The 21,009-nt window shown below is 63.9% G+C and carries 29 protein-coding genes; 4 read left to right on the forward strand and 25 right to left on the reverse strand.

Going from position 1 to position 21,009, the window contains the following annotated elements:
- Positions 1–3: 3 nt before the first annotated feature.
- The 14 genes from ACK4SV_RS09760 to ACK4SV_RS09825 all read right to left on the reverse strand — a co-directional run bounded on the left by ACK4SV_RS09760 (position 4) and on the right by ACK4SV_RS09825 (position 7,273).
- Positions 4–435 (reverse strand): NlpC/P60 family protein, encoded by a 432-nt coding sequence (locus tag ACK4SV_RS09760; RefSeq protein WP_409917638.1) that lies wholly within the window; start codon positions 433–435, stop codon positions 4–6.
- Positions 432–1,079: a DUF2163 domain-containing protein gene (locus ACK4SV_RS09765; protein ID WP_409917639.1), complete on the reverse strand. Its 648-nt coding sequence runs from the start codon at positions 1,077–1,079 to the stop codon at positions 432–434. The genes ACK4SV_RS09760 and ACK4SV_RS09765 overlap by 4 nt, the downstream gene beginning before the upstream one ends.
- A 3-nt stretch (positions 1,080–1,082) precedes the next feature.
- A complete protein-coding gene (locus ACK4SV_RS09770) occupies positions 1,083–1,700 on the reverse strand; it encodes a TIGR02217 family protein (RefSeq protein ID WP_409917640.1) in 618 nt (205 codons plus the stop codon).
- Positions 1,697–2,068: a phage tail tape measure C-terminal domain-containing protein gene (locus ACK4SV_RS09775; protein ID WP_409917641.1), complete on the reverse strand. Its 372-nt coding sequence runs from the start codon at positions 2,066–2,068 to the stop codon at positions 1,697–1,699. The genes ACK4SV_RS09770 and ACK4SV_RS09775 overlap by 4 nt, the downstream gene beginning before the upstream one ends.
- The gene (locus tag ACK4SV_RS09780; protein ID WP_409917642.1) at positions 2,061–2,255 is read right to left on the reverse strand and encodes a phage tail assembly chaperone; all 195 of its coding nucleotides are present in this window, start codon (positions 2,253–2,255) and stop codon (positions 2,061–2,063) included. The genes ACK4SV_RS09775 and ACK4SV_RS09780 overlap by 8 nt, the downstream gene beginning before the upstream one ends.
- Positions 2,252–2,545, reverse strand: coding sequence for a GTA-gp10 family protein (locus tag ACK4SV_RS09785; RefSeq protein ID WP_409917643.1), 294 nt, complete (start codon positions 2,543–2,545; stop codon positions 2,252–2,254). Before ACK4SV_RS09785 ends, ACK4SV_RS09780 begins: the two co-directional genes overlap by 4 nt.
- Complete coding sequence (locus tag ACK4SV_RS09790; RefSeq protein ID WP_409917644.1) at positions 2,542–2,955, reverse strand: phage major tail protein, TP901-1 family; 414 nt, start codon at positions 2,953–2,955, stop codon at positions 2,542–2,544. Before ACK4SV_RS09790 ends, ACK4SV_RS09785 begins: the two co-directional genes overlap by 4 nt.
- Positions 2,955–3,368 carry a DUF3168 domain-containing protein gene (locus tag ACK4SV_RS09795; RefSeq protein WP_409917645.1) on the reverse strand — a complete coding sequence of 138 codons (414 nt, stop codon included), beginning with the start codon at positions 3,366–3,368 and terminating at the stop codon, positions 2,955–2,957. Before ACK4SV_RS09795 ends, ACK4SV_RS09790 begins: the two co-directional genes overlap by 1 nt.
- Complete coding sequence (locus ACK4SV_RS09800; RefSeq protein WP_409917646.1) at positions 3,365–3,922, reverse strand: hypothetical protein; 558 nt, start codon at positions 3,920–3,922, stop codon at positions 3,365–3,367. The genes ACK4SV_RS09795 and ACK4SV_RS09800 overlap by 4 nt, the downstream gene beginning before the upstream one ends.
- A 72-nt stretch (positions 3,923–3,994) precedes the next feature.
- Positions 3,995–4,198, reverse strand: coding sequence for a hypothetical protein (locus tag ACK4SV_RS09805; RefSeq protein ID WP_409917647.1), 204 nt, complete (start codon positions 4,196–4,198; stop codon positions 3,995–3,997).
- Between the two features lie 106 nt (positions 4,199–4,304).
- Positions 4,305–5,471, reverse strand: coding sequence for a phage major capsid protein (locus ACK4SV_RS09810; RefSeq protein ID WP_409917648.1), 1,167 nt, complete (start codon positions 5,469–5,471; stop codon positions 4,305–4,307).
- 35 nt (positions 5,472–5,506) lie between these two features.
- The gene (locus ACK4SV_RS09815) at positions 5,507–5,932 is read right to left on the reverse strand and encodes an HK97 family phage prohead protease (protein ID WP_409917649.1); all 426 of its coding nucleotides are present in this window, start codon (positions 5,930–5,932) and stop codon (positions 5,507–5,509) included.
- Positions 5,922–6,155 carry a hypothetical protein gene (locus ACK4SV_RS09820; protein ID WP_409917650.1) on the reverse strand — a complete coding sequence of 78 codons (234 nt, stop codon included), beginning with the start codon at positions 6,153–6,155 and terminating at the stop codon, positions 5,922–5,924. The genes ACK4SV_RS09815 and ACK4SV_RS09820 overlap by 11 nt, the downstream gene beginning before the upstream one ends.
- The gene (locus ACK4SV_RS09825; protein WP_409917651.1) at positions 6,152–7,273 is read right to left on the reverse strand and encodes a phage portal protein; all 1,122 of its coding nucleotides are present in this window, start codon (positions 7,271–7,273) and stop codon (positions 6,152–6,154) included. The genes ACK4SV_RS09820 and ACK4SV_RS09825 overlap by 4 nt, the downstream gene beginning before the upstream one ends.
- 227 nt (positions 7,274–7,500) lie before the next feature.
- Between ACK4SV_RS09825 and ACK4SV_RS09830 the strand changes: the two genes are divergently transcribed.
- Positions 7,501–8,385 carry a ParA family protein gene (locus ACK4SV_RS09830; RefSeq protein ID WP_409917652.1) on the forward strand — a complete coding sequence of 295 codons (885 nt, stop codon included), beginning with the start codon at positions 7,501–7,503 and terminating at the stop codon, positions 8,383–8,385.
- Positions 8,382–8,900: a hypothetical protein gene (locus ACK4SV_RS09835; protein WP_409917653.1), complete on the forward strand. Its 519-nt coding sequence runs from the start codon at positions 8,382–8,384 to the stop codon at positions 8,898–8,900. Before ACK4SV_RS09830 ends, ACK4SV_RS09835 begins: the two co-directional genes overlap by 4 nt.
- Positions 8,901–8,986: 86 nt before the next feature.
- Here ACK4SV_RS09835 and ACK4SV_RS09840 read toward each other — a convergent pair whose 3' ends face one another.
- The 9 genes from ACK4SV_RS09840 to ACK4SV_RS09880 all read right to left on the reverse strand — a co-directional run bounded on the left by ACK4SV_RS09840 (position 8,987) and on the right by ACK4SV_RS09880 (position 15,759).
- Positions 8,987–9,385 carry an HU family DNA-binding protein gene (locus ACK4SV_RS09840; RefSeq protein WP_409917654.1) on the reverse strand — a complete coding sequence of 133 codons (399 nt, stop codon included), beginning with the start codon at positions 9,383–9,385 and terminating at the stop codon, positions 8,987–8,989.
- Between the two features lie 194 nt (positions 9,386–9,579).
- Positions 9,580–10,368 carry a tyrosine-protein phosphatase gene (locus tag ACK4SV_RS09845; RefSeq protein ID WP_409917655.1) on the reverse strand — a complete coding sequence of 263 codons (789 nt, stop codon included), beginning with the start codon at positions 10,366–10,368 and terminating at the stop codon, positions 9,580–9,582.
- 49 nt (positions 10,369–10,417) lie between these two features.
- Positions 10,418–11,008, reverse strand: a complete 591-nt coding sequence (locus tag ACK4SV_RS09850; RefSeq protein WP_409917656.1) for a class I SAM-dependent methyltransferase — start codon at positions 11,006–11,008, stop codon at positions 10,418–10,420.
- An 11-nt stretch (positions 11,009–11,019) separates the two neighbouring features.
- Positions 11,020–11,424: a cytidine deaminase gene (gene cdd, locus ACK4SV_RS09855; protein ID WP_409917657.1), complete on the reverse strand. Its 405-nt coding sequence runs from the start codon at positions 11,422–11,424 to the stop codon at positions 11,020–11,022.
- Between the two features lie 18 nt (positions 11,425–11,442).
- On the reverse strand, positions 11,443–12,180 hold the full coding sequence (locus ACK4SV_RS09860; protein WP_409917658.1) for an endonuclease/exonuclease/phosphatase family protein: 738 nt from the start codon (positions 12,178–12,180) through the stop codon (positions 11,443–11,445).
- The gene (locus ACK4SV_RS09865) at positions 12,177–13,637 is read right to left on the reverse strand and encodes an AMP nucleosidase (RefSeq protein WP_409917659.1); all 1,461 of its coding nucleotides are present in this window, start codon (positions 13,635–13,637) and stop codon (positions 12,177–12,179) included. Before ACK4SV_RS09865 ends, ACK4SV_RS09860 begins: the two co-directional genes overlap by 4 nt.
- Positions 13,638–13,658: 21 nt before the next feature.
- Complete coding sequence (locus ACK4SV_RS09870) at positions 13,659–14,255, reverse strand: Maf family protein (protein ID WP_409917660.1); 597 nt, start codon at positions 14,253–14,255, stop codon at positions 13,659–13,661.
- Between the two features lie 7 nt (positions 14,256–14,262).
- Positions 14,263–14,481: a translation initiation factor IF-1 gene (infA, locus tag ACK4SV_RS09875; RefSeq protein WP_220987554.1), complete on the reverse strand. Its 219-nt coding sequence runs from the start codon at positions 14,479–14,481 to the stop codon at positions 14,263–14,265.
- Positions 14,482–14,583: 102 nt separating this feature from the next.
- Positions 14,584–15,759 (reverse strand): acyltransferase family protein, encoded by a 1,176-nt coding sequence (locus tag ACK4SV_RS09880; RefSeq protein ID WP_409917661.1) that lies wholly within the window; start codon positions 15,757–15,759, stop codon positions 14,584–14,586.
- 83 nt (positions 15,760–15,842) lie between these two features.
- Between ACK4SV_RS09880 and ACK4SV_RS09885 the strand changes: the two genes are divergently transcribed.
- Positions 15,843–16,688, forward strand: a complete 846-nt coding sequence (locus ACK4SV_RS09885) for a LytTR family DNA-binding domain-containing protein (protein ID WP_409917662.1) — start codon at positions 15,843–15,845, stop codon at positions 16,686–16,688.
- Positions 16,689–16,690: 2 nt separating this feature from the next.
- On the opposite strand, the gene ACK4SV_RS09890 is transcribed toward ACK4SV_RS09885, so the two are convergent.
- Both ACK4SV_RS09890 and hisD read right to left on the reverse strand, forming a co-directional pair.
- The gene (locus tag ACK4SV_RS09890) at positions 16,691–17,179 is read right to left on the reverse strand and encodes a UPF0262 family protein (protein WP_409917663.1); all 489 of its coding nucleotides are present in this window, start codon (positions 17,177–17,179) and stop codon (positions 16,691–16,693) included.
- A gap of 3 nt (positions 17,180–17,182) precedes the next feature.
- Positions 17,183–18,481: a histidinol dehydrogenase gene (gene hisD / locus ACK4SV_RS09895; protein ID WP_409917664.1), complete on the reverse strand. Its 1,299-nt coding sequence runs from the start codon at positions 18,479–18,481 to the stop codon at positions 17,183–17,185.
- A gap of 300 nt (positions 18,482–18,781) precedes the next feature.
- Here hisD and ACK4SV_RS09900 point away from each other — a divergent pair, with 300 nt between their 5' ends.
- Positions 18,782–21,001 carry a TonB-dependent receptor family protein gene (locus ACK4SV_RS09900; RefSeq protein WP_409917665.1) on the forward strand — a complete coding sequence of 740 codons (2,220 nt, stop codon included), beginning with the start codon at positions 18,782–18,784 and terminating at the stop codon, positions 20,999–21,001.
- The last annotated feature ends 8 nt before the right edge of the window (positions 21,002–21,009 follow it).

The following is a 21,009-nucleotide window of genomic DNA, read 5'->3' on the forward strand; positions in this document are numbered from 1 at the left end:
ATGTCAGTCCTCAATTCCCGGAAAGCGAAAGGCTGCCGCAATCCGGCGGGTCCACCAATCTGTCAGCCGCGTCTCTGCAACCGCCCGGCCCCAATAGGCGTGCACCAGGCGCCCGGAGGCCAACACGATGCCGCAATGCTTGGCCGGCACGCCTGTCGCCATGCGGAATATCAGAACATCGCCCGGCCCTGCCGCCCCCGGAGCAATCTCGATGAGATGCCTGCGCGCGGCCAACAGCAACGTCTCCTGTCCAAGCGCTTCTGCCCAGTCCGGTGTATAAGCCGGCGGCTCTTCCGGCTCGGGACCGATCACCCCGCGCCAGACACCGCGCACAAGCCCCAGGCAATCACACCCAGCCCCTTTGAGGCTCGCCTGATGCCGATAGGGTGTTCCAATCCAGCTGATGGCTTCGGCGATGATTGCGCCGCGTCTCATCGCTGCCCCCCGGTGTTGCCGAGGGCCGCAGGCCCCGCCAGCATGAAATCCGTTCCCGGAAGATGCGGAAATCCCCGAAAATTGTGAGCATTTGCGAATGTGTCCCGGCAGGTACTGAACCGGTGATCGCAGACGGCCTCAGGAAACACGCCGGTATCAACGCCGCAACGATCGTCACCAAGGACAGCATCGCACCTGCGCGCATATACCCGCCCGATGGGCCTCTCAAAGTCTGCCTTGAGAGACACAAGCTGCGCCTCGAAGCCTGCCGCCCCGCGCCGGATTTCGCTCAGATACCCGCTCCAGACATGAACGGAATACTCCGTTCGCTGCCAATCCACGCGGAAGATATCGACCTGCGTTCCGTCCCAAGCACCCGCGGCCAGGCCTTCCTCATCAATCGCATCATGCGCGAGCGCGCCTTCGCCGGCGGCCTGCCCCGGGTTCAGGCCTGCAGTCTGGGTGACCGAAGCCAGAGACAACACCGCACCCGGAAGATATACGCCGTCCGGCAGTTCAATCTCTGCATCATGTTCCGTCAATCGCAGCACATGCCCATCCCGCCGCGTCAGGCGCCAACAAAGGCACGTCGTGGTCACGCCGCTTTCAAGGCGTGCAGCAAATTCTTCCGGGATCTCCCGCATCGCTCACTCCAGTATCTCGATCAGCGGTACACGGATGGCGCGGCCAGCTCCGAAACCTTCAAGATTGATATCCAGCCGGTCCGCATCAAACCGGACCGGACAATCAAACCGGAACCCGGCGGTGACACTTGCCCCGTCAGGCGGCGGCACCAGAAAGTCGATGGTTCCCTCAACGTGATTGGCCGAAAAAGCCACCTCGTCCCCATCAACAGCAGCGCGCACCGTACCAGCAACGGGCTTCCAGATCCGGCGCGCCCAGCCATCATAGTGCTTGACCACGTGGAACCGGGTCTGTGTCCCGTCGCCGGTGCCGAGGAACTGATCAACCGGAGACACGTCCGCGCCCGGACTCCCCGACCGGTCATCCAGAAAGTCCCGGAACCGGAAGCCGTGCAGCCTGCCGCCCCGCGCCTCGAAAAACGCGATCAGCGCCTGCAATGTCTCTAAGCGCGAAGCCGCAGTTCCGATGTCCCAGCTGCGGCGGGATCCGGCCCAGACCGCGTTGCGCACCTCACGCCCGTTCGCAAGCTGAACAATCTGCACTTTCCGCTCTGGCCCGCCACTTGCCGCAAGAGCCAGTGGAACCGGCAGGCTCACTTCATGAAACTGCGCAAGGCTCACAGGAAACGCCCTCCGGCTTGAACCATCCGCGCAAGGACCGCTGCGAGGCCCGCCGTTTGTCCGGCAGTTCCGCGCCCGTCAGCTCCCGGAGGAAAATTGAACGTAGCGTTGACGCCCGGGCTGCCAGACTGTCCCCGCAGGATGATCGCCTCGGCGGCCACACGTGCGAGATCACGCAGGATCGATTCGGCCATCCTGCTGAAATCAAGCTCCCCACTCTGCGCCGCGCGGGCCAGTGACGCTTCAATCCGTTGGCCTGCCACAACAAATGCGGACGAAAGCGCCTCTGCAGCCTCCCTCGCCGGCCCCTGGCCCAGGTCTCGCAAGGCATCCCCCGCGGCGCCAAGCTGTAGTTCCAATTCATTCATCTGTATGCGTCCCTGTTGCCTGCCTGTCCGGAAATTCTCGCATCAACTGATTTAGCGCCGTGCGGGCGAGCGCCGGCGGCCCCGCCGTCATCCACCGCCACTCCCGCAGGCTGAGGCGCCAGAAAGCCTCGGGCGAAACCCCGGCCGCGAGCGCGGAGCGCAGCATCTCGTTCCATGGTAACATCATCCGCTGAGGCCGAGCCGGAAGGCTTCTGCGACAGCCTGCGCGGCCGCGCCCGGCGCGATATCCGCGTCAGTTATCTGCCGGGCGACATGCCCCTCGCCGCCGCCCCGAAGCAGGGCCGCGACCACGATCACGAGATCAGCAGCCGACATCCTGCGCAGGCGGGTTTCAAGTTCCGAAATCGTCCGGCATCCGAGGGCTGCCTCGATCTCTGCGAGCGCCCCGAGGGTCAGGCAAAGCCGCCTCGTCTGGCCCGCAACCATCAGGTCTGTTTCTCCGCGCACTGAATTCATGGCAGGGCCTCAAAGGTCAGTTGCCCGGCACTTTCCAGCGTCACAGAAAATTCTGCCTCGCCATCATGACGTCCAGACCAGCTGAGCGCCGAAATCTGGAAGAGACCCTCAAGCACGCCGAAACCCGGCAGGATCAACTGCCAGCCGCAAACATCGCCCTCAAAGAACATACTCCGCATAAGTTCATCGGAGGCGGCATCGCGGAAAACGCCCTGCCCACTGATGCGAGCGGTTTTTACTCCTGCCCCGCCGATCAGCTCCCGCCAGGCATCCGGGCTGTCCATGGCCGTTGAATCCACAAGCCCCGAGGCCAATTCGATCCGGCTCGCCCGTATCCCGGCAACTGTCGTGAAGCTGCCAGGCCCATCACTTATCTTAAGCAGGATATCCCTGCCCTTCTGCCCGGCCATCAGCCCGCCCCCTCTTCGGAAATAATCCGGAAACGGATGACACCCCGAAAGGCGCGCCGGTCGAAGCGGCGCATGACATCCGAATAGACCGTGTGCGCCAGCACAATATGCCGGCCTGCGCCGCTCCAGTCGGCCTCATCCACAGCGCTGCGCAGCGCCGCGAGCGCCTCCTTCGCCGCGCGCAGCCCGCCATATCGCGATGTCACAGACAGCGTGATGAAATGCTCGTCTGCCTCGCCCGCGCTGGCGCCTGCCGGGCGCAGCTCATGTCGCTCCAGCCGGGCAAACGGATAGGCTGGCGCCTCGGTCTCATCATCATAGACCCGCGCCGGAACACCGAACTCCGCCTGCACCCCGGCATTGCCGGTCAGCGCATTCATCAGGGCGGCCTGAACTTCCGTCTCGGCGCTCATATCGCCCACTCCCGCCGCGCATCCAGGATTGCCCGCACCTCGTCCGGCAATGCCGGCAGCGGCGAAGGCCCGCCGCGCAGATAGGCCGTCTGCACCCAGACCTTCACCGCGTGGGCAAGGTCCGGCGGCACATTCCCGGGCGGCCCGAAACCCGTTGTGAAAGTCACCTCGATCCAGCCATCCAGCGGGATCATGGGCAGCCCCCAGGCGCGCTTCAGGCGAAGGCGTCCCGCCATCAGCAGGAACCGCTCGGTGATCGTATCATCCCCGCCGGCCGGTGACTTCCGGACCACAGAGACGAGCTCATGTGCAGGTCCGGGCCTCAGGACGATGCCCTGCCGCATGAGACCATCCGGCCACCTGTGCCATCGGCGCCGCAGCGTGCGCTCCACAAGGGCGAGCCCGCTCGCGGACTCGATCTGCGCGCGGCCCGCCGCAATGAGGCGCGCGACCAGCGCATCTTCCGCATCCGTCCCGAGGCGGAGGAATTCCTTCGCGGCGGCAAGCGGCAAAGGCTCGCCCGCCGGCGGTGTCACCACCGTCAGTTCCGTCATCCTGATTATCCTTATCCTGAGGAATTCAAGGCCGGGCAGCTCCGCCGGAGTGCCCGCGCCCGAACACGCTGATCAGATCAGCGCCTGCAACCTTGCCAGAACCTTGCCCGCAACCGGCAGGCCCACATGGCGCAGAAGCTCGTTGTCAATCTCGCTGCGCGTCCCCTTCACGAGGGCGGCAAGCGCCTCCGCCACCTTGTCGGCAAACTCTTCCTGCTGCGGCTTCGTCAGCAGCGCTGCCTGCCGGATCACGGCGATCACGACTGTCTCAATCATCCTTTGTCCTCTCCTTCGGGCAAGGCTCCGCTCTGCAAGGGGTTTGACCCATGCCGCGCGCAGCCTTGCCTTGTTCACATCATTCAGCCTGCGGAGCGCTCCTCCGTCAGAACACCATTACCTTCACGGCATCGAAGTTCTGGACGCCGCCGCCCACGCGCTTGGTCGTGTAGAACAGCACATAGGGCTTCGCCGAGAACGGATCGCGCAGCACCCGCGCGCCCTGCCGGTCCGCAATCAGGTAGAACCGCCGGAAATCACCGAAAGCGATCGCGACATTGTCCTCGCCGATATCCGGCATGTCCTCGATCTCGGTCACAGGATACCCCTTCACCGTCGAAGGTTCGCCGCCGGTGCCTGGTTGCCAGAGATAGCGCCCATCGGCGTCCTTCAGCTTACGGATGGCCGACACCGTCCGGCGGTTCATCACGAACCGGCCATTTGCCCGGAACCGGCTCTTCGGGGCATAGATCAGGTCGATCAACTGGTCGGCCGCATCCTCATCGGTAAAGTCACCCGGCACGGACCCCACCTTGCCCCAGACATGGCTCGCATCGTTCACGATGTCATAGGTCAGGAAGCCCTTGGGCCGGCCAACGCCGTTGCCGCTCACGAATGCTGCCGATTCCTGTGCTGCGAAGGCGATCTCCACCTCATCCGCCAGCCAGGCATCAATGTCCGCATACGCATCCTCGAGCAACGTCTGCGTCGCCGCCGGCATGGCATAAAGCTCTCCTGCCGGGAATTCGAGCAGGTCGAGACCGGCCACATCGGTCACCGGCCGCGCGGCAGTCTCTCCAATCCACTGCGCCTCTGCACCGAGCCCGACCGGCTTGCGGTAGACGCCGGCCGATGTCCGCCGCACGGTTGCAATCTGCCGCATCGGGCTCGAAGCCATCAGCCGCGCCTCGATCAGCCGGTCAAGTTCGGGCGGCGCAACATGCCCGCCTTCTGCGCCCGAACCAGTATTCAGCGACTTCACTTCAAGCCGCGCAAGGCCGCTCTCGTCCCCGGTGCGCAGATAGCGCGCCCAGGTTTCGCGCAGCTCGTCATGGGCCGGATCAATGGCCGCCGGTGCATCCGGCCGGGCCATCTTCAGCGTCAGCGCCTCAAGGCGCCGGTCAATCCGGGCCAGCCGCTCATCCGTCAGCGGATCGCTCGCCCCTTTGGATTCGACCTCCGCAAGGCGCGTATCATTCGCCTGCTTGTAGGCCTCGAACGCGGCCATGATATCGGCCGTGTCCGATTTTGCCATCTTGGTTTCCTTGGTCATTCCTTCTCCTTGTTGAAGCTCCGGCGACGCTTTCGTCAGGCCGCAAATTCCATTGTCCGTCTACCGACCGTAAATCTCGCGCCCGCGAGCATCGGATCGCTGACGATCGATATCTCCACGAGATCGATCACTCTCAACTCGCGCCCACCACCAGTTCGGGGCACCCAAAGCACCGGCCGGAAGCCGATAGACAGCCCGTCCAGCCCCATGCTGATGAGGCGCCGCGCACTCCCGGTGTTCACCAGCCCGCGCACGCACAGGCCCCGCCCATCCTCGGTGATCCGCATCCAGCGCCCGGCCTTCGCCCCATCATTGTGCTGGATCAGCATTGGCACGATCGGGCGCCGCGCCAGGCTCGCGCTGAATGCCCCCGGGCGCACAACATCGCCCACCCGGTCCGGCGTGCCGAACAGGCTGGCATACCCCTCGATCAGGAAGGGCACCTCCGTGTCATCGCGCATCACCAGCCTCCAGCTTCCGCTCGATCCGGTCGAGTTGCGCGCGCATGGCGGCCACCTCTGCCTCCAGCCGCGCCAGCCGTTCGGCGACAGGCCGCGCCTCTATGGCCCGTGCCTCAAGTGCGCCGAGCCGCTCCGCAGCCGATCCCATCCAGAACACCGCACCAGCCGCCTGGACCAGCAGCGCCAGCAAAAGCGCCAGCGTCACCCGCGTGTCCAGTTTCATTCGCCAACTCCGGCAAACCTGCGCTTCTCCTCCGCAGTCAGGAAGCTCGCCCCATCAATCCGTGTCCAGAGCGCTTCACGTTCGGCCGACAGGGCCGGCACCTGATCAAGGTCTGGCGCCACGATCACATCCTCACCAAACGGCGCATCCAGCCAGCGCGACAGCGCCTCGGAAAGCCGGCTTGCCAAGGGCAGCACAGTCATCCGCCAAAAGGCGGAATTTGCCTCACGATAGTTCGCATACGTATTGTCTCCGGGCAGGCCCAGCAGCATCGGAGGCACACCGAGGGCCAGCGCAATCTCCCGCGCCGCCGCTGCCCGCGTGTCCAGGAAATCCATCTCCGCCGGCGAGAGCGACAGGGCCTGCCATTGCAGCCCGCCCTCGAGCAGCAGAGGCCGCCCGGCATTCGCCGCGCCGGCAAAATTCGCGGCCAGCTCTTCCTTGAGCCGGTCAAACTGGTCCGGCGCCATCCGCCCGCCGCTGTAGACCAGCGCGCCGGAAGGCTTGGCGGAATTGTCGATCAGCGATTTCGCCCAGTCGGCACCGGCATTGTGAAGGTCCAATGCCCGGCGGGCTGCCGCCAGCGGCGCAAGCCCCATCCCATCATCGAGCGGATTGTAGAATTTCACCTGCAGCACTGCGCTCCACCCGTCAGCGTCGCGGCGCACGGTCCGCTCCCGGCCAGCCGCCTTGATCGCCCAGCCTTCCACCCAGCCCCGCGTATCCTTCACCGGGCGCATCGTGGCCGTCTTCAGCGGGTAGAGCGCTAACACCCTGTCCTCGCCCGGCATCCGCACGGCTTCGGCAAAGGCATTGCCCGTGAGCAGAAGATCCGTGAACAGCGCCTCCAGAAAGCTCACCGGCGCCATGTCCGGGTTTGGCTGGCGCAGCAGGCGCGCGGCGCCCTCATGCGATGTCCTGAGCGGAATTGAGGACGCAGCCTCCGCAACCATCCGTACACAGCGATACGCCACCGCATTCTTCAGATACCCGTCGCGGATCAGCGCAGATGGCTCGCGCGAGCCCCAGCTGGCTGCGCGCGGTTCGCTCAGCGCGATCAGCGGCCAGGCCGATTTTGTCTCGGCGGCGGCTTTCCTGAATGGCCAGGTCCAGTTCATGGGGTCTCCCTGATGCTTGCCGGTTCACTCCGACGATGCACAGTTTGCCCCCATTCCGGACCCGGTCGGATTGGAACTGCGGAAAAATCTTCAATTCAGGCCTGTCTCACCTGAATAATTGAGAAATTTTTATTCGGCGAATGCTCCCAAAACCGGGGATAGAGGTGGCCTTGCCCGGCAGACTCTGGCAATAGCCCCCTTTGAAGCGAGTCAGGAAAAGAGAGCGGATGGCGGCGCGCATTATCTCCATTGCCAATTCCAAGGGCGGGGTCGGCAAGACCACAACCTGCGTAAGCCTTGCAGAGGCGTTCGCAGCGTCCGGTATGCGCACCCTCGTAGTGGATCTGGACACCCAGGCGAACGCATCGCTGCTGATTTTCGGGCATAACGGCGACGAGCACCTGTTCCAGGCCATCAATGATTACTCGACGATCTCCGACTGGTTGCTCGAAAACTTCTCCGCCGGCGAGCAGCGCCGCCTGTCGGATTTCATCATCACGGGCGCCAGCGATGTCAGTTTCAAGGGCAAACCGCTGCCCCTGGACCTGATCCCCTCCTCGCCGCGCCTGCGCAAGACCGAGCGCGAACTGATCTTCGATCTCACCAAGCGCGGCTATTCGATGGAAGCGCTGCAAGGCCAGGTCGGCAAACGCCTGCGCGATGACCTCAATCTCCTCAAAGCCCAGTATGACGTCATCCTGTTCGATTGCCCGCCCGGAATCTCCGTGATGACGGAAACCGTACTGGCGGCCAGCAATCTCATCATCGTGCCGACGATTCCCGATTTCATGTCCACGCTCGGCCTCGACCTGTTCACCGGCGACATCATGAAAAACTTGCGCGACCGGGAAATCGAAACCCTCCCCGTTGTCCTCGCAACACGCTTCGATGGCTCCCAGCACCAGCAGGTGGTCCTTGGCGCCATGCGCGATGCGGCCAACGCCGCTGAAACCGAATTCGCCATCTTCAAGACCATCGTTCCGCTGAAATCAGGCTTCGCGACGAACCCGATCGAGCTTGGGCCCGATCCGACCCTGCAGGCAAAATGGCCCGGAGACGCGCTCTCAATCATCGAGCAGTTGCTTCAGGAAGTGCGGGAGAAGCTCGCATGAGCGCAGTTGTCGCCCTGCAGGCCCTCATCGATGCCAGCAGCCGCTTCAGCAGCGTCTCTGACAAGGACTGGGCCGCCGCTACGGGCCTCATCGTCAAGAAGCTGCTCACCTCGGCCGGCCAGACGCTCGACTCCATCCGCGCCATCCGCGAAACCGTCGGCGAGGACATTTTCGAAACGCAGCTGAAATCCCTCACCCCGCACCAGGCTCGCCTGCTCGCCCGTCGGCTCGACAAATCTGTCCCCGATTTCGAAGTCTCGACGGCCGGCGCTGCAATCGCCCATGTGCGCAGCCTCCTCTCCGGCCGGCTCCAGCCAGGCTCCTTTGCGAAAGAGCCGCCCGCTCACGAAGCGCTAACGGAAAAATCTCTCGAGGGCTCCGCCACATCCGAAGCAGCCGGCACAACTGAAACTTCAACTGAAACTTCAGAAGAGACAAAGACAGGCGAAAGCCCGCCGCCCCCGCCGCCTGCCTCAGGCAATCCCTATTTCGGCCGGCGCTCTTTCCGCACCTGAAATCGCGTCGCACCGCTACCGAAAAGAAAACGCCCGGCCTGCAAGCCTGCAAGCCGGGCGAATTTTTCGCGAAAAGCTCGTAGCTCTTAGAGAATCCGCTCTTTCAGGTCCTTGGACGGACGGAACGCGACCTTCTTCGAAGCCTTGATCTTGATGGTCTCGCCGGTGGCCGGGTTGCGGCCGGTGCGAGCCGGCAGCTTGCGGACCTGCAGGATGCCGAGGCCGGAAATGCGCAGTTTCTTGCCCTTTTTCAGGTGGCCGCCCATGCGGTCCACCAGGTCGGAAACAACGGCTTCAGCCTGTTTCTTGGGCATTTCATGAGCTTCGGAAAGCTCAGCAGCCAGGTGCTTCAGCGTCAGCACTTCCGGAGCTGCTTTCTTTGCTTCTGCCTTTTTCGGCGCAGCCACTTTCTTGGCGGCAGGCGCTTTCTTCACCGGCGCTTTGCGCGCCGCAACTTTCTTTGCGGGGGTCGGTTTAACGGCCATGTCAGTATCCTCTGTTCAGCCAGTATTCTGCGGAAAACTGCGTCAAACCCTGGTCTTTCGCCCGTTTCCACATGCGTTGAGGAGAATGCCTCAAAGTGCGCGTTCGCATATCCCTACGCACGCACAAGCGCAAGCCACGTGCATCATTTCGCCCGGATTCATTGGTTATCTTGAACGTGCCGCCGGTTAACGCGTCAGCGTTCGATCAGCCGCCGGCGGATCTCAACCTGCATTGTTTCATCCACATTCAGCGTATCGGCGAGGTATCCGTCGAGCGATCCTGCGCGCGAAAAAATGGCGCCAAATGCCTTATCCAGATAGCGCAGATGTACGCCCATGAATGGCCGGTAGACCTCCGCCGGATACTCGCGGCCCAGCATCTGATTGAAATAGGCCGCTGCCTCGGGCAGGCGCGAATCAACATCCACAGCCCTGTTCGTCAGGTCATAATCCGCGCGCAGATCCGTCTCGCCAACGCCCAGAACATGATGCGTCAGGGCGCAGAGAATACCCGTCCGGTCCTTGCCCGCCGCGCAGTTCACAAGCCCTGCAGCGTCTCCCGGCAGCGCCGCCAAATGCCCGAACCAGTCGCGGAACATCGCCACATGATGCGCCTTGAACGGCGCGGCCTCATAATACTCGACCATCCATTGGTCCGCCGCGTCCGCGTCCACTTCCATCTGCATCAGGAAGCGCATATGCGGCGCCTCGCTCTCGCGCCCGCCATCATGGGTGATCGTCACAGGCGCCTGGAAACGGCTCTTCTGCTTCTCGCGCTCATCGGGCCGGCGAAGATCAGCCTGCACATGAATGCCCAGCGCCGCCATCTGGGCGAGATCCGCCTCGCTCGCCTCGGCATGATGGCCGGAGCGATACAGCTGGCCCATCTTCACGCGCCCGCCATAGCGGCTGTCATAGCCCCCGAAATCACGGAAATTGCGGACAGTCTCAAGCGGAAGCAGGCGCGGGCGTGTGTCAGTCATCCATCCCGCCTAACGCCGCCCCCGCAAGGCGTCCAGTGACAAAGCTGTGTCACGCGGGGTCAAGGGGCCGCACGGCATCGTAATAGTTATTGCCGCCCTCATCCTGACAGCAGCCGGCAAAACGCAAGCCCGCACCATCCAGAATGCGGTCATACTCTGCCCGCCCAAACGAGCGCGAACGCCGGCCCGTCAGCAGGTCATCCCATTCGCAGGCTTCCATTGGTGCACTGAACAGGAGGCGCCCACCCGGCTTCAGCGCCGTTGCCACGCGCCTGATCACTTCCCGCTGATCCTCCGCTGCCAGCAGGAAAAGCAGCCCGACCGCAATCGCCGCATCGAAAGTCCGCCCAAAGAAATCGCTCTCCTGCGCCGCCTCACAGACCGCTGCTGCTTGTGGGAAGCGCACCCGAAAAGCAGCGATCAGCCTCGGCGACGCATCTATACCGGAAACTTGAAATCCCTCTGCGATCAGCGCTGCCGACATCGGTATTCCCGACCCACACCCGATATCGACGATCTGCGCGCCACCCGGAAAATGCATCCGCGCCCAGCCGCGCACCAGCTCCGCACCAATATCGGAACGCGCCGCCATGAAGGCATCGGCGATCTCATCCCAGCCCTCCGAACGATCAGGAAGCATTTCCGCACCAGCTATTTCAGCCGGAACGCATGCGGCAACAATTCCGCCAGCGTGAAGCGCGCCTCCGCCCCATCCGGCGTGAAGCAGAGCACCTCCAGCGCGCCATCAGCTGAAAACTCCGCCAGCACCTGCCGGCAGATGCCGCAGGGCGTGCCCGCCTCCGGCCCGGCGGTCGCCACCGCAATCGCCCGGAAGGATGTATGCCCGGCCGCCACTGCGCTGAACACCGCCGTGCGCTCAGCGCAGCAGGTCGCGCCATAGGTCGCATTCTCGACATTGCAGCCGCAGATGACCGTCCCGTACACCGCCAGCAGCGCTGCCCCGACCCGGTAGTCCGAGTACGGCACATAGGCGTTCTGGCGCGCCTCAAGCGCTGCGGCCTTCAGGGCGGGCCAGTCGATATCCGTTATCGTCATGATTTTGATCTCATCCCGTCAGTTGGAAACAGACACGCTGGCAACGCTATCTGGCGTCAAACTAAATTCCGCGATCAACGGCACATGATCACTCATTTTCGGAAGTGTCCATTCGCCGAAAGTTCCAATTTCGAAGCTCCGGCAGGCCTCCAGACATGGCCCGGAAACAAACATGTAGTCGATATGAAACGGCTTCGTCTCGTTCCAGTGAAAGTAAAATGTCGCCTGAGTCTCAGCCCCGAAGCCGTCCCCGCTGCGGGTATGCCAGAGACTTCTGAGGCCTAAGGCTTCCAGCGCGCGCCTCACATCAGAAAATAGCGGTCGCGATCTGCTGAAAACATCGCTCGCATTGAAGTCGCCAGCAACGATGACTGGCTTGCCTTCCCACTCATCCAGCAATGCCTGAAAGGCTTTATCGGCGCACATCGCGGCGAGCGGCAGGGTGTAGCTTCGATTGGAAGGTACAGTCCAGACGCCAACCAGCAGCACCTCCTCATTGCCTTGGCGGGCATGTGCCGCGATCACGTTGGGCAAGGGGCCTACATAGCGCTGTGTCAGTTTCCAGCCGCCAAAACCCAAGAGAGCGAGGCCCTTTGCGTCTGGACTGTCGCCAGTCCAGAGCGTCTCGGTGTCCGCCATATCGGCGAGTGTTCGCGCATGCACCTCGCAAACGACAGCCAGGTCGGGCGCCAGGCGATCAAGGGCAGCATGCTTGGCCTGAAACCCGCCGGCACAGTTCCAGGCAACCAGCCTCACCGGAACGGCGGCTCGTCAAATGCGCGCAGCTTGCGGCTATGCAGCGCGGCGCCGCCGTCTTCGCTGAGGCGTTCGAGCGTTTCGATCCCGATTCGGATGTGTTCGCCGATCGCGCGCTCATAGAAGCGGTTGGCCGCGCCTGGCAGCTTGATCTCGCCGTGCAGCGGCTTGTCGGAGACGCAGAGCAGCGTGCCGTACGGCACCCGCAGCCGGAAACCGTTCGCCGCAATGGTCGCGCTCTCCATGTCGATGGCGACAGCCCGGCTCTTGTTGAAACGCCGCGCCGAGGCGGTGAAACGCAATTCCCAGTTCCGGTCGTCTGTGGTCACCACCGTGCCCGTGCGCAGCCGCTTCTTCAGCGCTTCGCCCTGCTCGCCGGTGATCTTCGCCGCGGCGCGCTGCAGCGCCACTTGAACCTCCGCGATCGGCGGAACCGGAATCTCCGGCGGCAGCACAGCGTCCAAAACATGGTCCTCGCGCATATAAGCGTGCGCCAGAACATAATCGCCAATCGCCTGAGAGTGGCGAAGCCCGCCGCAATGCCCAACCATCAGCCAGACCTGCGGGCGCAGGACGGCCAGATGATCCGTGATCGTTTTGGCGTTGGATGGGCCGACCCCGATATTGACGAGCGTGATCCCGACGCCCTTCGCCGCGCGAAGGTGATAGGCTGGCATCTGGAAACGCCGCCAGGGCGAGGCATCAATCGCCGCCCGGCTGCCTTCGTCCGGCTCGGAAATCTCCAGCCCTCCGGGCACGGAGAGTGACGTATACCGGCTCTCGCCGTCCAGCTGCGTCAGCGCCCAGTCGCAGAACGCATCGACATAGCGGTGATAGTTCGTGAACAGAACATAGCTCTGGAAATGCTCGACCGGCGTACCGGTATAGTGCTGCAGCCGCTTCAGCGAGAAATCCACCCGCTGCGCATCAAACAGCGCCAGCGGGCGTTCTTCGCCAGCCTCGAACGGCTCGCCATCGGCCACCTCATCGCCAATCAGCGTCAGCTTCGGCGAAGGGAACCAGCGCACCAGCTCTGCCGGCGCAATCTCCTCCAGCCCTGCCGCCTGCGACGGGTCCCAGACATAGGCATAGGGAATCTCGGAGGCCGAGCGTTCAACGAACACATCCACATCATAATCGCGCATCAGCGGCGTCAGCTGCTCGATCAGGTAGGTGCGGAAAAAATCCGGCCGGGTGATCGTCGTGATATAGATGCCCGCCTCGCTCATTTTCCCAAAGGCGCGGCTGATCGGCGGCGGCGGCCCGTCAGGGTCATAGACAAGGCGGATCTGCGGATAGCAGAAGGTGCCTTCATCGCGGGAGTGCATGTCCGGCGGGGTGCCGTCCCGCAGGAAACGGCCAAGAGCATCGGAAAGGGCGGAAACAGCTTCGGCATAGAGCGCTTCGAGCGCATCCACGACGGCTTTGGGTGTGGTCAGCTTCGTCATGGAACCCATTTGCGCGAAGCCGGGCAGGAGTCAATCGCCCGCCGGGCCCTCCGGCTGGTAGCCCAGCCCGTCCAGGAGCGCTTTCGTCTCATAGACCGGCAGGCCGACCACGCCCGTATAGCTGCCATTCAGCGACAGGATGAACACCCCGGCCCGCCCCTGGATACCATAGCCGCCGGCTTTTCCCTGCCATTCGCCGCTGGCGAGATAATCCGCAATTTCCCGCTCACTCAGGCGCTTCATCCGCACACGGGTCATCACGGCCCGGCTCGCCGTGCGCCCGTCCGGCGCGCGTACGCACACGCCGGTGATCACCTGATGCGCCCGGCCCGACATCAGCCGCAGGCAGGATTCCGCCTCCCCCCGCGTCTCCGCCTTCGGCAGGATTCGCCGCCCGACGCCGACCACCGTATCGGCCGCCAGCACAAAGCCCTCGGCAGTGCAGGCCGCCGCCTTCTCCTGTGAGAGGCGCAGCGCCAGCGCCGCGGGCACCTCGTCCTTGCGGGGCGTCTCGTCGATATCGGTGGGGATGATTTCGTCCGGCGGCAGGCCGATGGCCGCCAAAAGGTCCCGGCGGCGCGGGCTCGCGCTCGCCAGGATCAGCCGGGCCTTGGGCGCGCCTGCCACGCGCAGCTTACTTGAAGCGATAGGTAATGCGGCCTTTGGTCAGGTCATAGGGGGTCATCTCGACCATGACCTTGTCGCCGGTCAGCACGCGGATGCGGTTCTTGCGCATCTTGCCGGCGGTATGAGCAATAATCTCATGATTGTTTTCAAGTTTCACGCGGAAAGTCGCGTTCGGCAGCAGTTCCACAACCGTGCCTTCAAATTCGATCAGTTCTTCTTTCGACATGCCCTCTCCAGGTCTGGCGGCGCCATTGCGGCGCACGGCCCAAGCATCACACTGCCGCGCGCCATACAGCCTCCCGCAGATTCCGGCAAGCCGCGAGGGCATTCAGGTCCGCTGGCCGGCCCTCTGGAGCGCCGCCGGCTCCTTCTCCCCGCTGGCAAGGCCGATCCATATCCGCAGCGGCCCGGCGCGCCGCCCCGTTTCATAGAACAGCCAGCAGCCCAGCGCTGTCAGCCCGATCAGCACCCCAGCCTCGATCACAATGGGAAGACCCAGCCGATCAAGGTAATGCCCGGCAATGACGATGAGCGTCTGATGGATGAGGTAGAAGGGGAAGATAGCCGCTGAGAGCGTCCGGCGCAGCGGCGTGTCTCGATCCCGGAAGTGCCGGTGGAAGAAACCGAGGGCGGCCAGCATCGCGGACCAGGCCTGCGCCTCGCGGATACCGCGGAAGAAGACCAGTTCCCAATCCGCCGGCACGTCTGACCGGAGCGTGTACCAGGTTTGGATGATCGCCCAGGAAGAAAGCGCAAGCGACAGCATCGGCCAGCGCAGGCGCACCGCCGCCTCGAAGAAGGGCTGATGCTTGGCAATACCGAAGCCCAGCAGGAACAGCCCGAAGTAGACGGTGTGAAGATACCAGTCCTCGCGGAAATCGTGCGTCTGGCCGAAGATCGGGAACAGCCAGGCGCGGGCCAAAAACAGAAAGAGCCATGGAACGAGGAAGATGCCGGGCCCCGACAGGAGCCGCGCCATCGCTTGTCCGGGCAGGCGCCGCAACAGGGGCAGGATCGTCACCAGCGCCAGCGTATAGAGGATAAGATAAGCCACGAACCACATATGATTATAGGTCGGCGTAGCCAGGCAGCCGTCCGCATCACACCAGGCGCCCGTGCCGGTCACGTAGTTTTGGTAGAACCCTTCCAGCGCGGGGCTGCCCGGCCCCAGCGCTTCGACGATCTCGTAATAGCTTTGCGGCGGCACGATCACGAAGATCGCCAGCAGCAGGGGTGGCCAAAGGCGCCTCATCCGCGCACCGAGGAATGGCAGGGCGGGCATCTTGTCCGCCATGAACCGGGTCGCAGCACCCGAAATCAGGAACAGGAGGCCGAGCCGCCACGGGTTTGCCAGCAGCATCAGCGGCTCGATCAGCGGACTGGCGCGGCTGGATTTCACATGCCAGTCCCAGCTCACATAGAACATGCCGCAGTGATAAAGGGTCAGCAGCGCAAAGGCCGCAATGCGCAGCCAGTCGAGGTCGTATCGGCGTTCGGTCATCATGCGCCGCTTCTTGCGCGGACCTGTGCGCAGCGCTACGCCAATGCCATCAGAGGCGGGCAGCCGGGACGAACGGAGCGGCAATTGTGACCAGCGGCGACAAAACCGGGACAAGCGGCGAGAGCGTCATACCCGGGCCCTGGACGATCATCGCCCTCCTGACGATTCCGGTCATCCTGGTGAACGCCACCTCGGACCTGATCGACATGCAGCGCTCTGGCCTTACCGTTCACCCGGCCGAGCCCTTTATCTGGGAACTATCCAGTGCCTGCGTCATCGTGTTGCTCGCGCCCATGGTTGGCCTCGCCGTCAAGCGCTGGCCGCTCCTGCCCGGGCCGGGGCTGCCGATGGCCCTCCTGGTCCATTCCGGGCTGACGATCGCCTTCTCCCTCGTCCATGTTGCCGCCATGCTGCCGATGCGGCACCTCGCCTATGCGCTGGCTTTCGACTGGCCCTACAACTTCTTCGGCGGCGGGGTCTGGATCACGCTACTCTATGAATGGCGCAAGGACCTGCTGACCTATGGCATCTTCGTCGCCATCTACACCTTTCATGGCTGGTGGATCGCGCGGCAGGCCGCGCCCGGCACCGTGCACATGGATGCCCGTATCGAAGTGCGCGATGGCGGGCGCACCCTCTTCCTTCTTCCGGGCGATATCTTCTATCTTGAAGCCGCCGGGAACTATGTGAACATCGTCACCGTAAATGGCGCGCACCTTGTGCGTGGCACCCTGTCAGACTGGGACAAGCGCCTGTCAGCAATTGATCCGGCCGCGCCAGCGCTTCGCTTCCTGCGCATTCATCGCTCGCGCATCGTCAACAAGGCCCATATCACCGAGATTCAGCCAACGGCGTCAGGTGATTTCGAACTGGCGCTGGCGAATGGAGACCGGCTCACCGGCAGCCGCCGCTTCCGGGCGGCCCTCGGCTGAGGTCACGCCCCCGGCGCGCGGCCCTGGCCGGCGTGAAGCGCGCAGATCAGGGTGAACAGGCGCCGGGCGGTGTGGAAGTCGATCCCGATCTTGCCTTCCAGACGCTCCTTGAGCAGCTCCGAGCCCTCATTGTGGATGCCGCGGCGCGCCATGTCGATGGCCTCGATCTGGTGCGGGGTCGAAGTGCGGATCGCCTCGTAATAGCTGTCGCAGATCATGAAATAGTCGCGGATCACGCCCCGGAACGGACCCAGCGACAGGATGAAGGTGTGCACCTCTTCGCCGGCCTCGTTGCGCACCGCCAGCACCAGCCGTCGCTCCACCTGGCTCAGCGCCAGCACGTAGGGGCCCCTCTCCTCACCGGTCACGGTGAAGCTGTTCTCCTCGATCAGGTCGAAGATCGCGACGCGCCGTTCATGCTCTGCGTCCGGCCCGGACGCGCCCAGCGTCTCATCATCGATATGGACAGCCACCAGCCGGTTCGTGCTCATGCGCTATCCGCCGGAATTCGTGCGGATGGAGACTGACCGCCCATGCGCCGGCAGCCGCTCGGCCTCAGCCAGGCGCAGCGCCGCCGGGGCCAGCGCCTTCAGCCCGTCGGGACCCGCCCGCTGGATGCTCATGCGCTTCAGGAAGTCATAAAGCCCGAGGCCGGAGGAGAACCGCGCCGCCCGGCTGGTCGGCAGCACATGGTTAGAGCCTGTCACATAGTCGCCGAGTGCCTCAGGCGTGTGATGACCGAGGAACACCGCGCCCGCATGGCGGATCATCGGCAGCATCGTGTCGGGCTCGGCAATGCACAGCTCCACATGCTCGGCCGCAATGATGTTCGCCGCCGCCGCCGCCCGCTCGGCATCCGGCGCATGGATGATGGCGCCGTGCGCCTCCCACGACTCCCGCGCCCGCGCGCCGGTCGCCAGCGAAATCAACTGGATTTCCACAGCCTTCTCAACAGCCGCCCCGAGCGCCTTGTCCAGCGTGATCAGGATAGACTGGCTCGACGGGTCATGCTCGGCCTGCGACAGCAGGTCCGCCGCCACCCAGTCGGGATTGGCCGTATGGTCCGCAATCACGAGGATTTCCGACGGACCGGCAATCGTGTCGATGCCGACCTTGCCGAACACCTGCCGCTTGGCCTCGGCCACAAAGGCGTTGCCCGGCCCGACGATCTTGTCCACCGGCCGCACAGGCCCGGCCCCATAGGCCAGCGCCGCCACCGCCTGCGCCCCGCCGATGGGGTAGAATTCGCTCACCCCCGCCTTCAGCGCGGCATAGGCCACAGCCGGTGCCAGCTCGCCGCCGGGCGCCGGCGCAACCATCACGATCCGCTCAACGCCCGCAATCACCGCCGGCACGACATTCATCAGCACGGAGGACGGATAGCTCGCCCGCCCGCCCGGCACATAGACGCCGACCGAATCAAGCGCCGTCCAGCGCCAGCCAAGCTCCACGCCTGCCGAATCGGTAAACCGGTGATCGGCCGGGCGCTGCGCCGCATGATAGGCGGCAATCCGGTCATGCGCGAAATCAATCGCCTCACGCAGGTCAGCCGGGCACGCCGCCGCAAGCGCCTTCAGGTCTACCGCATCGGATTGCAGCGTCGCCGGGTCCAACTCCAGCCGGTCAAACTTCGCCGTGTACTCCGCCACCGCCGCCGCGCCGCGTGCGCGCACATCCGCGATGATGCCCTGCACGACCGCCGCGACATCCTCGCCCTGCCCACGGTCTTCCTCGAGGAACCGCAACAGCGTGTCCTCGAAGCCGGGTTGAGAAGCGTCAAAAGTGCGGGCCATGCGCGGCAGGTTCCGGAGCCAGTTCAAGAACCCCGCTACATGGACCGGCGGCCTGCCTCTGACAAGACAGGGACGGTGGCTGCAGGGAAAGGCAGCGAGGCCCGGCAGCAGGCCAAGCGCTCTCCCGACTTGCGAGCGCAGGGCGTGCCTTTCCTCAACTGTGTCCGCCCGGCACATTTTGCGAATGAAAATCATAGCTGCGACACATCTGCGATTGATTTGCATAATCATGTGCAGCTAGAGGGGTCCGTGACAAATCTGAGGCTCGTTTCGGGCCGGCCATTTCAAAGGACGCCACACGTGAACACTTTCTGCGGAACGCCGAACCGGAAGCAGGCCCTCCAGCGCGCCAGCCTGCTGACGAGCGCTGCCCTGCTGACCCTGACACAGCCCGCCCTCAGCGAAACGCCGGATGAGGCCGAGCGCGCCGTCCGCGTGCTCGATACCGTCACCGTCATCGGCAATATCGAGGATCCGCAATCGACCTATGGCTCGGCCTATACGCTGACCGAGCGCGAGCTGCAGAAGTTTGAATCCGCCAATGTGAACTCCATCCTGCGCTCGGTGCCAGGCGTGTACGTCCGCGAGGAAGACGGTCTCGGCGCCTTCCCGCGCATCGGCATCCGCGCCTCCTCCTCCGGCCGCAGCGACCGGATCCTGGTGCTCGAGGATGGCGTGCCCGCTGCCATGGCGCCCTATGCCAACACCTCGGCCTATTACTTCCCGAACATCTCCCGCATGCGCAGCGTTGAAGTGCTGAAAGGCCCGGAAACGCTCCTCTACGGCCCGCAGAACGTCACCGGTGTCGTCAACCTGCTCGCCACCGCCATCCCGGAGGAGCGCGAAGGCTTCCTGCGCGCCGAGATCGGCGACAACAATACGCGCCGCCTGCATGCCTGGTATGGCGACAGCGCCGGCCCGTTCAGCTTCCTGATCGAAACCTATCAGGGCTCAACCGACGGCTTTCAGAAGATCGACCGCACCAACCGCACCGCCGGCAACAATATCGAAGACTATGTCCTGCGCCTGCAATGGGCGGGCGAGCGCCAGCGGCTCGAATTCAAGGCCCAGCAAAATGACGAGTCCCATGACGTGTCCTATCTCGGCCTGACGGATGCCGATTTCAAAGCGAACCCGGACCGCCGCTACGGCCTCTCCGAACTTGAACGGATGAACCGTGGACGTACCGGCTTCGGCCTGCATCACGAATTTGAACTCACCGACAGCTGGGCCCTGAAATCCACCGCCTACTGGACCGACACCCGCCGTCACTATCGCCGTCTGAACCAGATCAACGGTGTTGCCATCGGCAGCATCACGACAGCGATCAACACCGGCGCGCCCAATGCTGCGCTGCTGCAAGGCATCCTCGACGGTACGCTGGACACCACCCATGCCAATGGCGTGCGTTATGGCAACAACTTCCAGGAATTCACCTCGCAAGGCATCCAGACGCAGCTCGAGGGCGAATTCACGACCGGCCCGCTGACCCACAACCTCACCTTCGGCATCCGCCGCCATGAGGACGAGACCCGCAATGTCGCGGCCGCCGGAAACGAAATCTACCAGCAGGTCAATGGCAGCCTTGTCTTCTCCAGCGTCACCGGCCCGAACATCAACAAGGGCGAGGCCGAAGCCTGGTCAATCTGGCTCGGCGACCGCATCTCCTATGGCAGCTGGAGCTTCCTGCCGGTCATCCGGTATGAAGACATCAAAACTGTCGGCAATGTGCTGAACCCCACCCCGCGCAACAGCCTGACCAAGACCTCCGTCGGCCTTGGCGTGAATTATGCGGTCGATGCAAACTGGACCCTGCTCGCCGGCGTCTATGAAGGCTTCGCCCCTCCCGGCTCCAGCGCCGCCGAGGGCACGAAGGGTGAGGAAAGCGTCAACTGGGAAGCCGGTGTGCGCTATCGCAAAGGCAGCCTCGGCATAGATGCCATCGCCTTCCTCAGCGACTATGACAACGCCCTGCGCCTCTGCCTCGTCGCCAATCCCTGCCCTGGCGGGATCGTTGATGGCTCAACCCTGCAAAGCGGCGCGAAGGAAGTCTACGGCCTCGAACTCGGCGCCTTCGCCACCCTGTTTGAAGGCAACGGCTTCACGGTCCCTGCGCGCCTTTCCTATACGTATACGGACGGTGAATACACCCGCGCAGCCGACACCGCCGGGGGCGTCCTCGCCGGCGACACGCTGGACTACACCCCGCCACACACCGGCGTCATCCAGGTCGGCCTCGAGCATAAGTCCGGCTGGGATGTCTATGCCGCGCTGAACTATACCGACGCGACCTGCACCACGACCACCTGCGATCGCGCAGGCGTAGATGCCACCTATCTGCGCACGGAAAGCCTGCTCACGATGGACCTGTCGGCGTCCTACAACATCACGGACACTGCCGAGATCTACACCAAGGTCGAAAATCTCTTCGACGAGCGCGCCATAGTCCACCGCGGCGCCGACGGCGCCCGCGGCAATCCGGGCCGATACTTCGGCGTCGGCGTCCGCCTGAATTTCTGAGAGTGAGA

Origin of the sequence: Hyphomonas sp. (genome assembly GCF_046313735.1) — a bacterium.
In the GTDB taxonomy this organism is placed as follows: domain Bacteria; phylum Pseudomonadota; class Alphaproteobacteria; order Caulobacterales; family Hyphomonadaceae; genus Hyphomonas.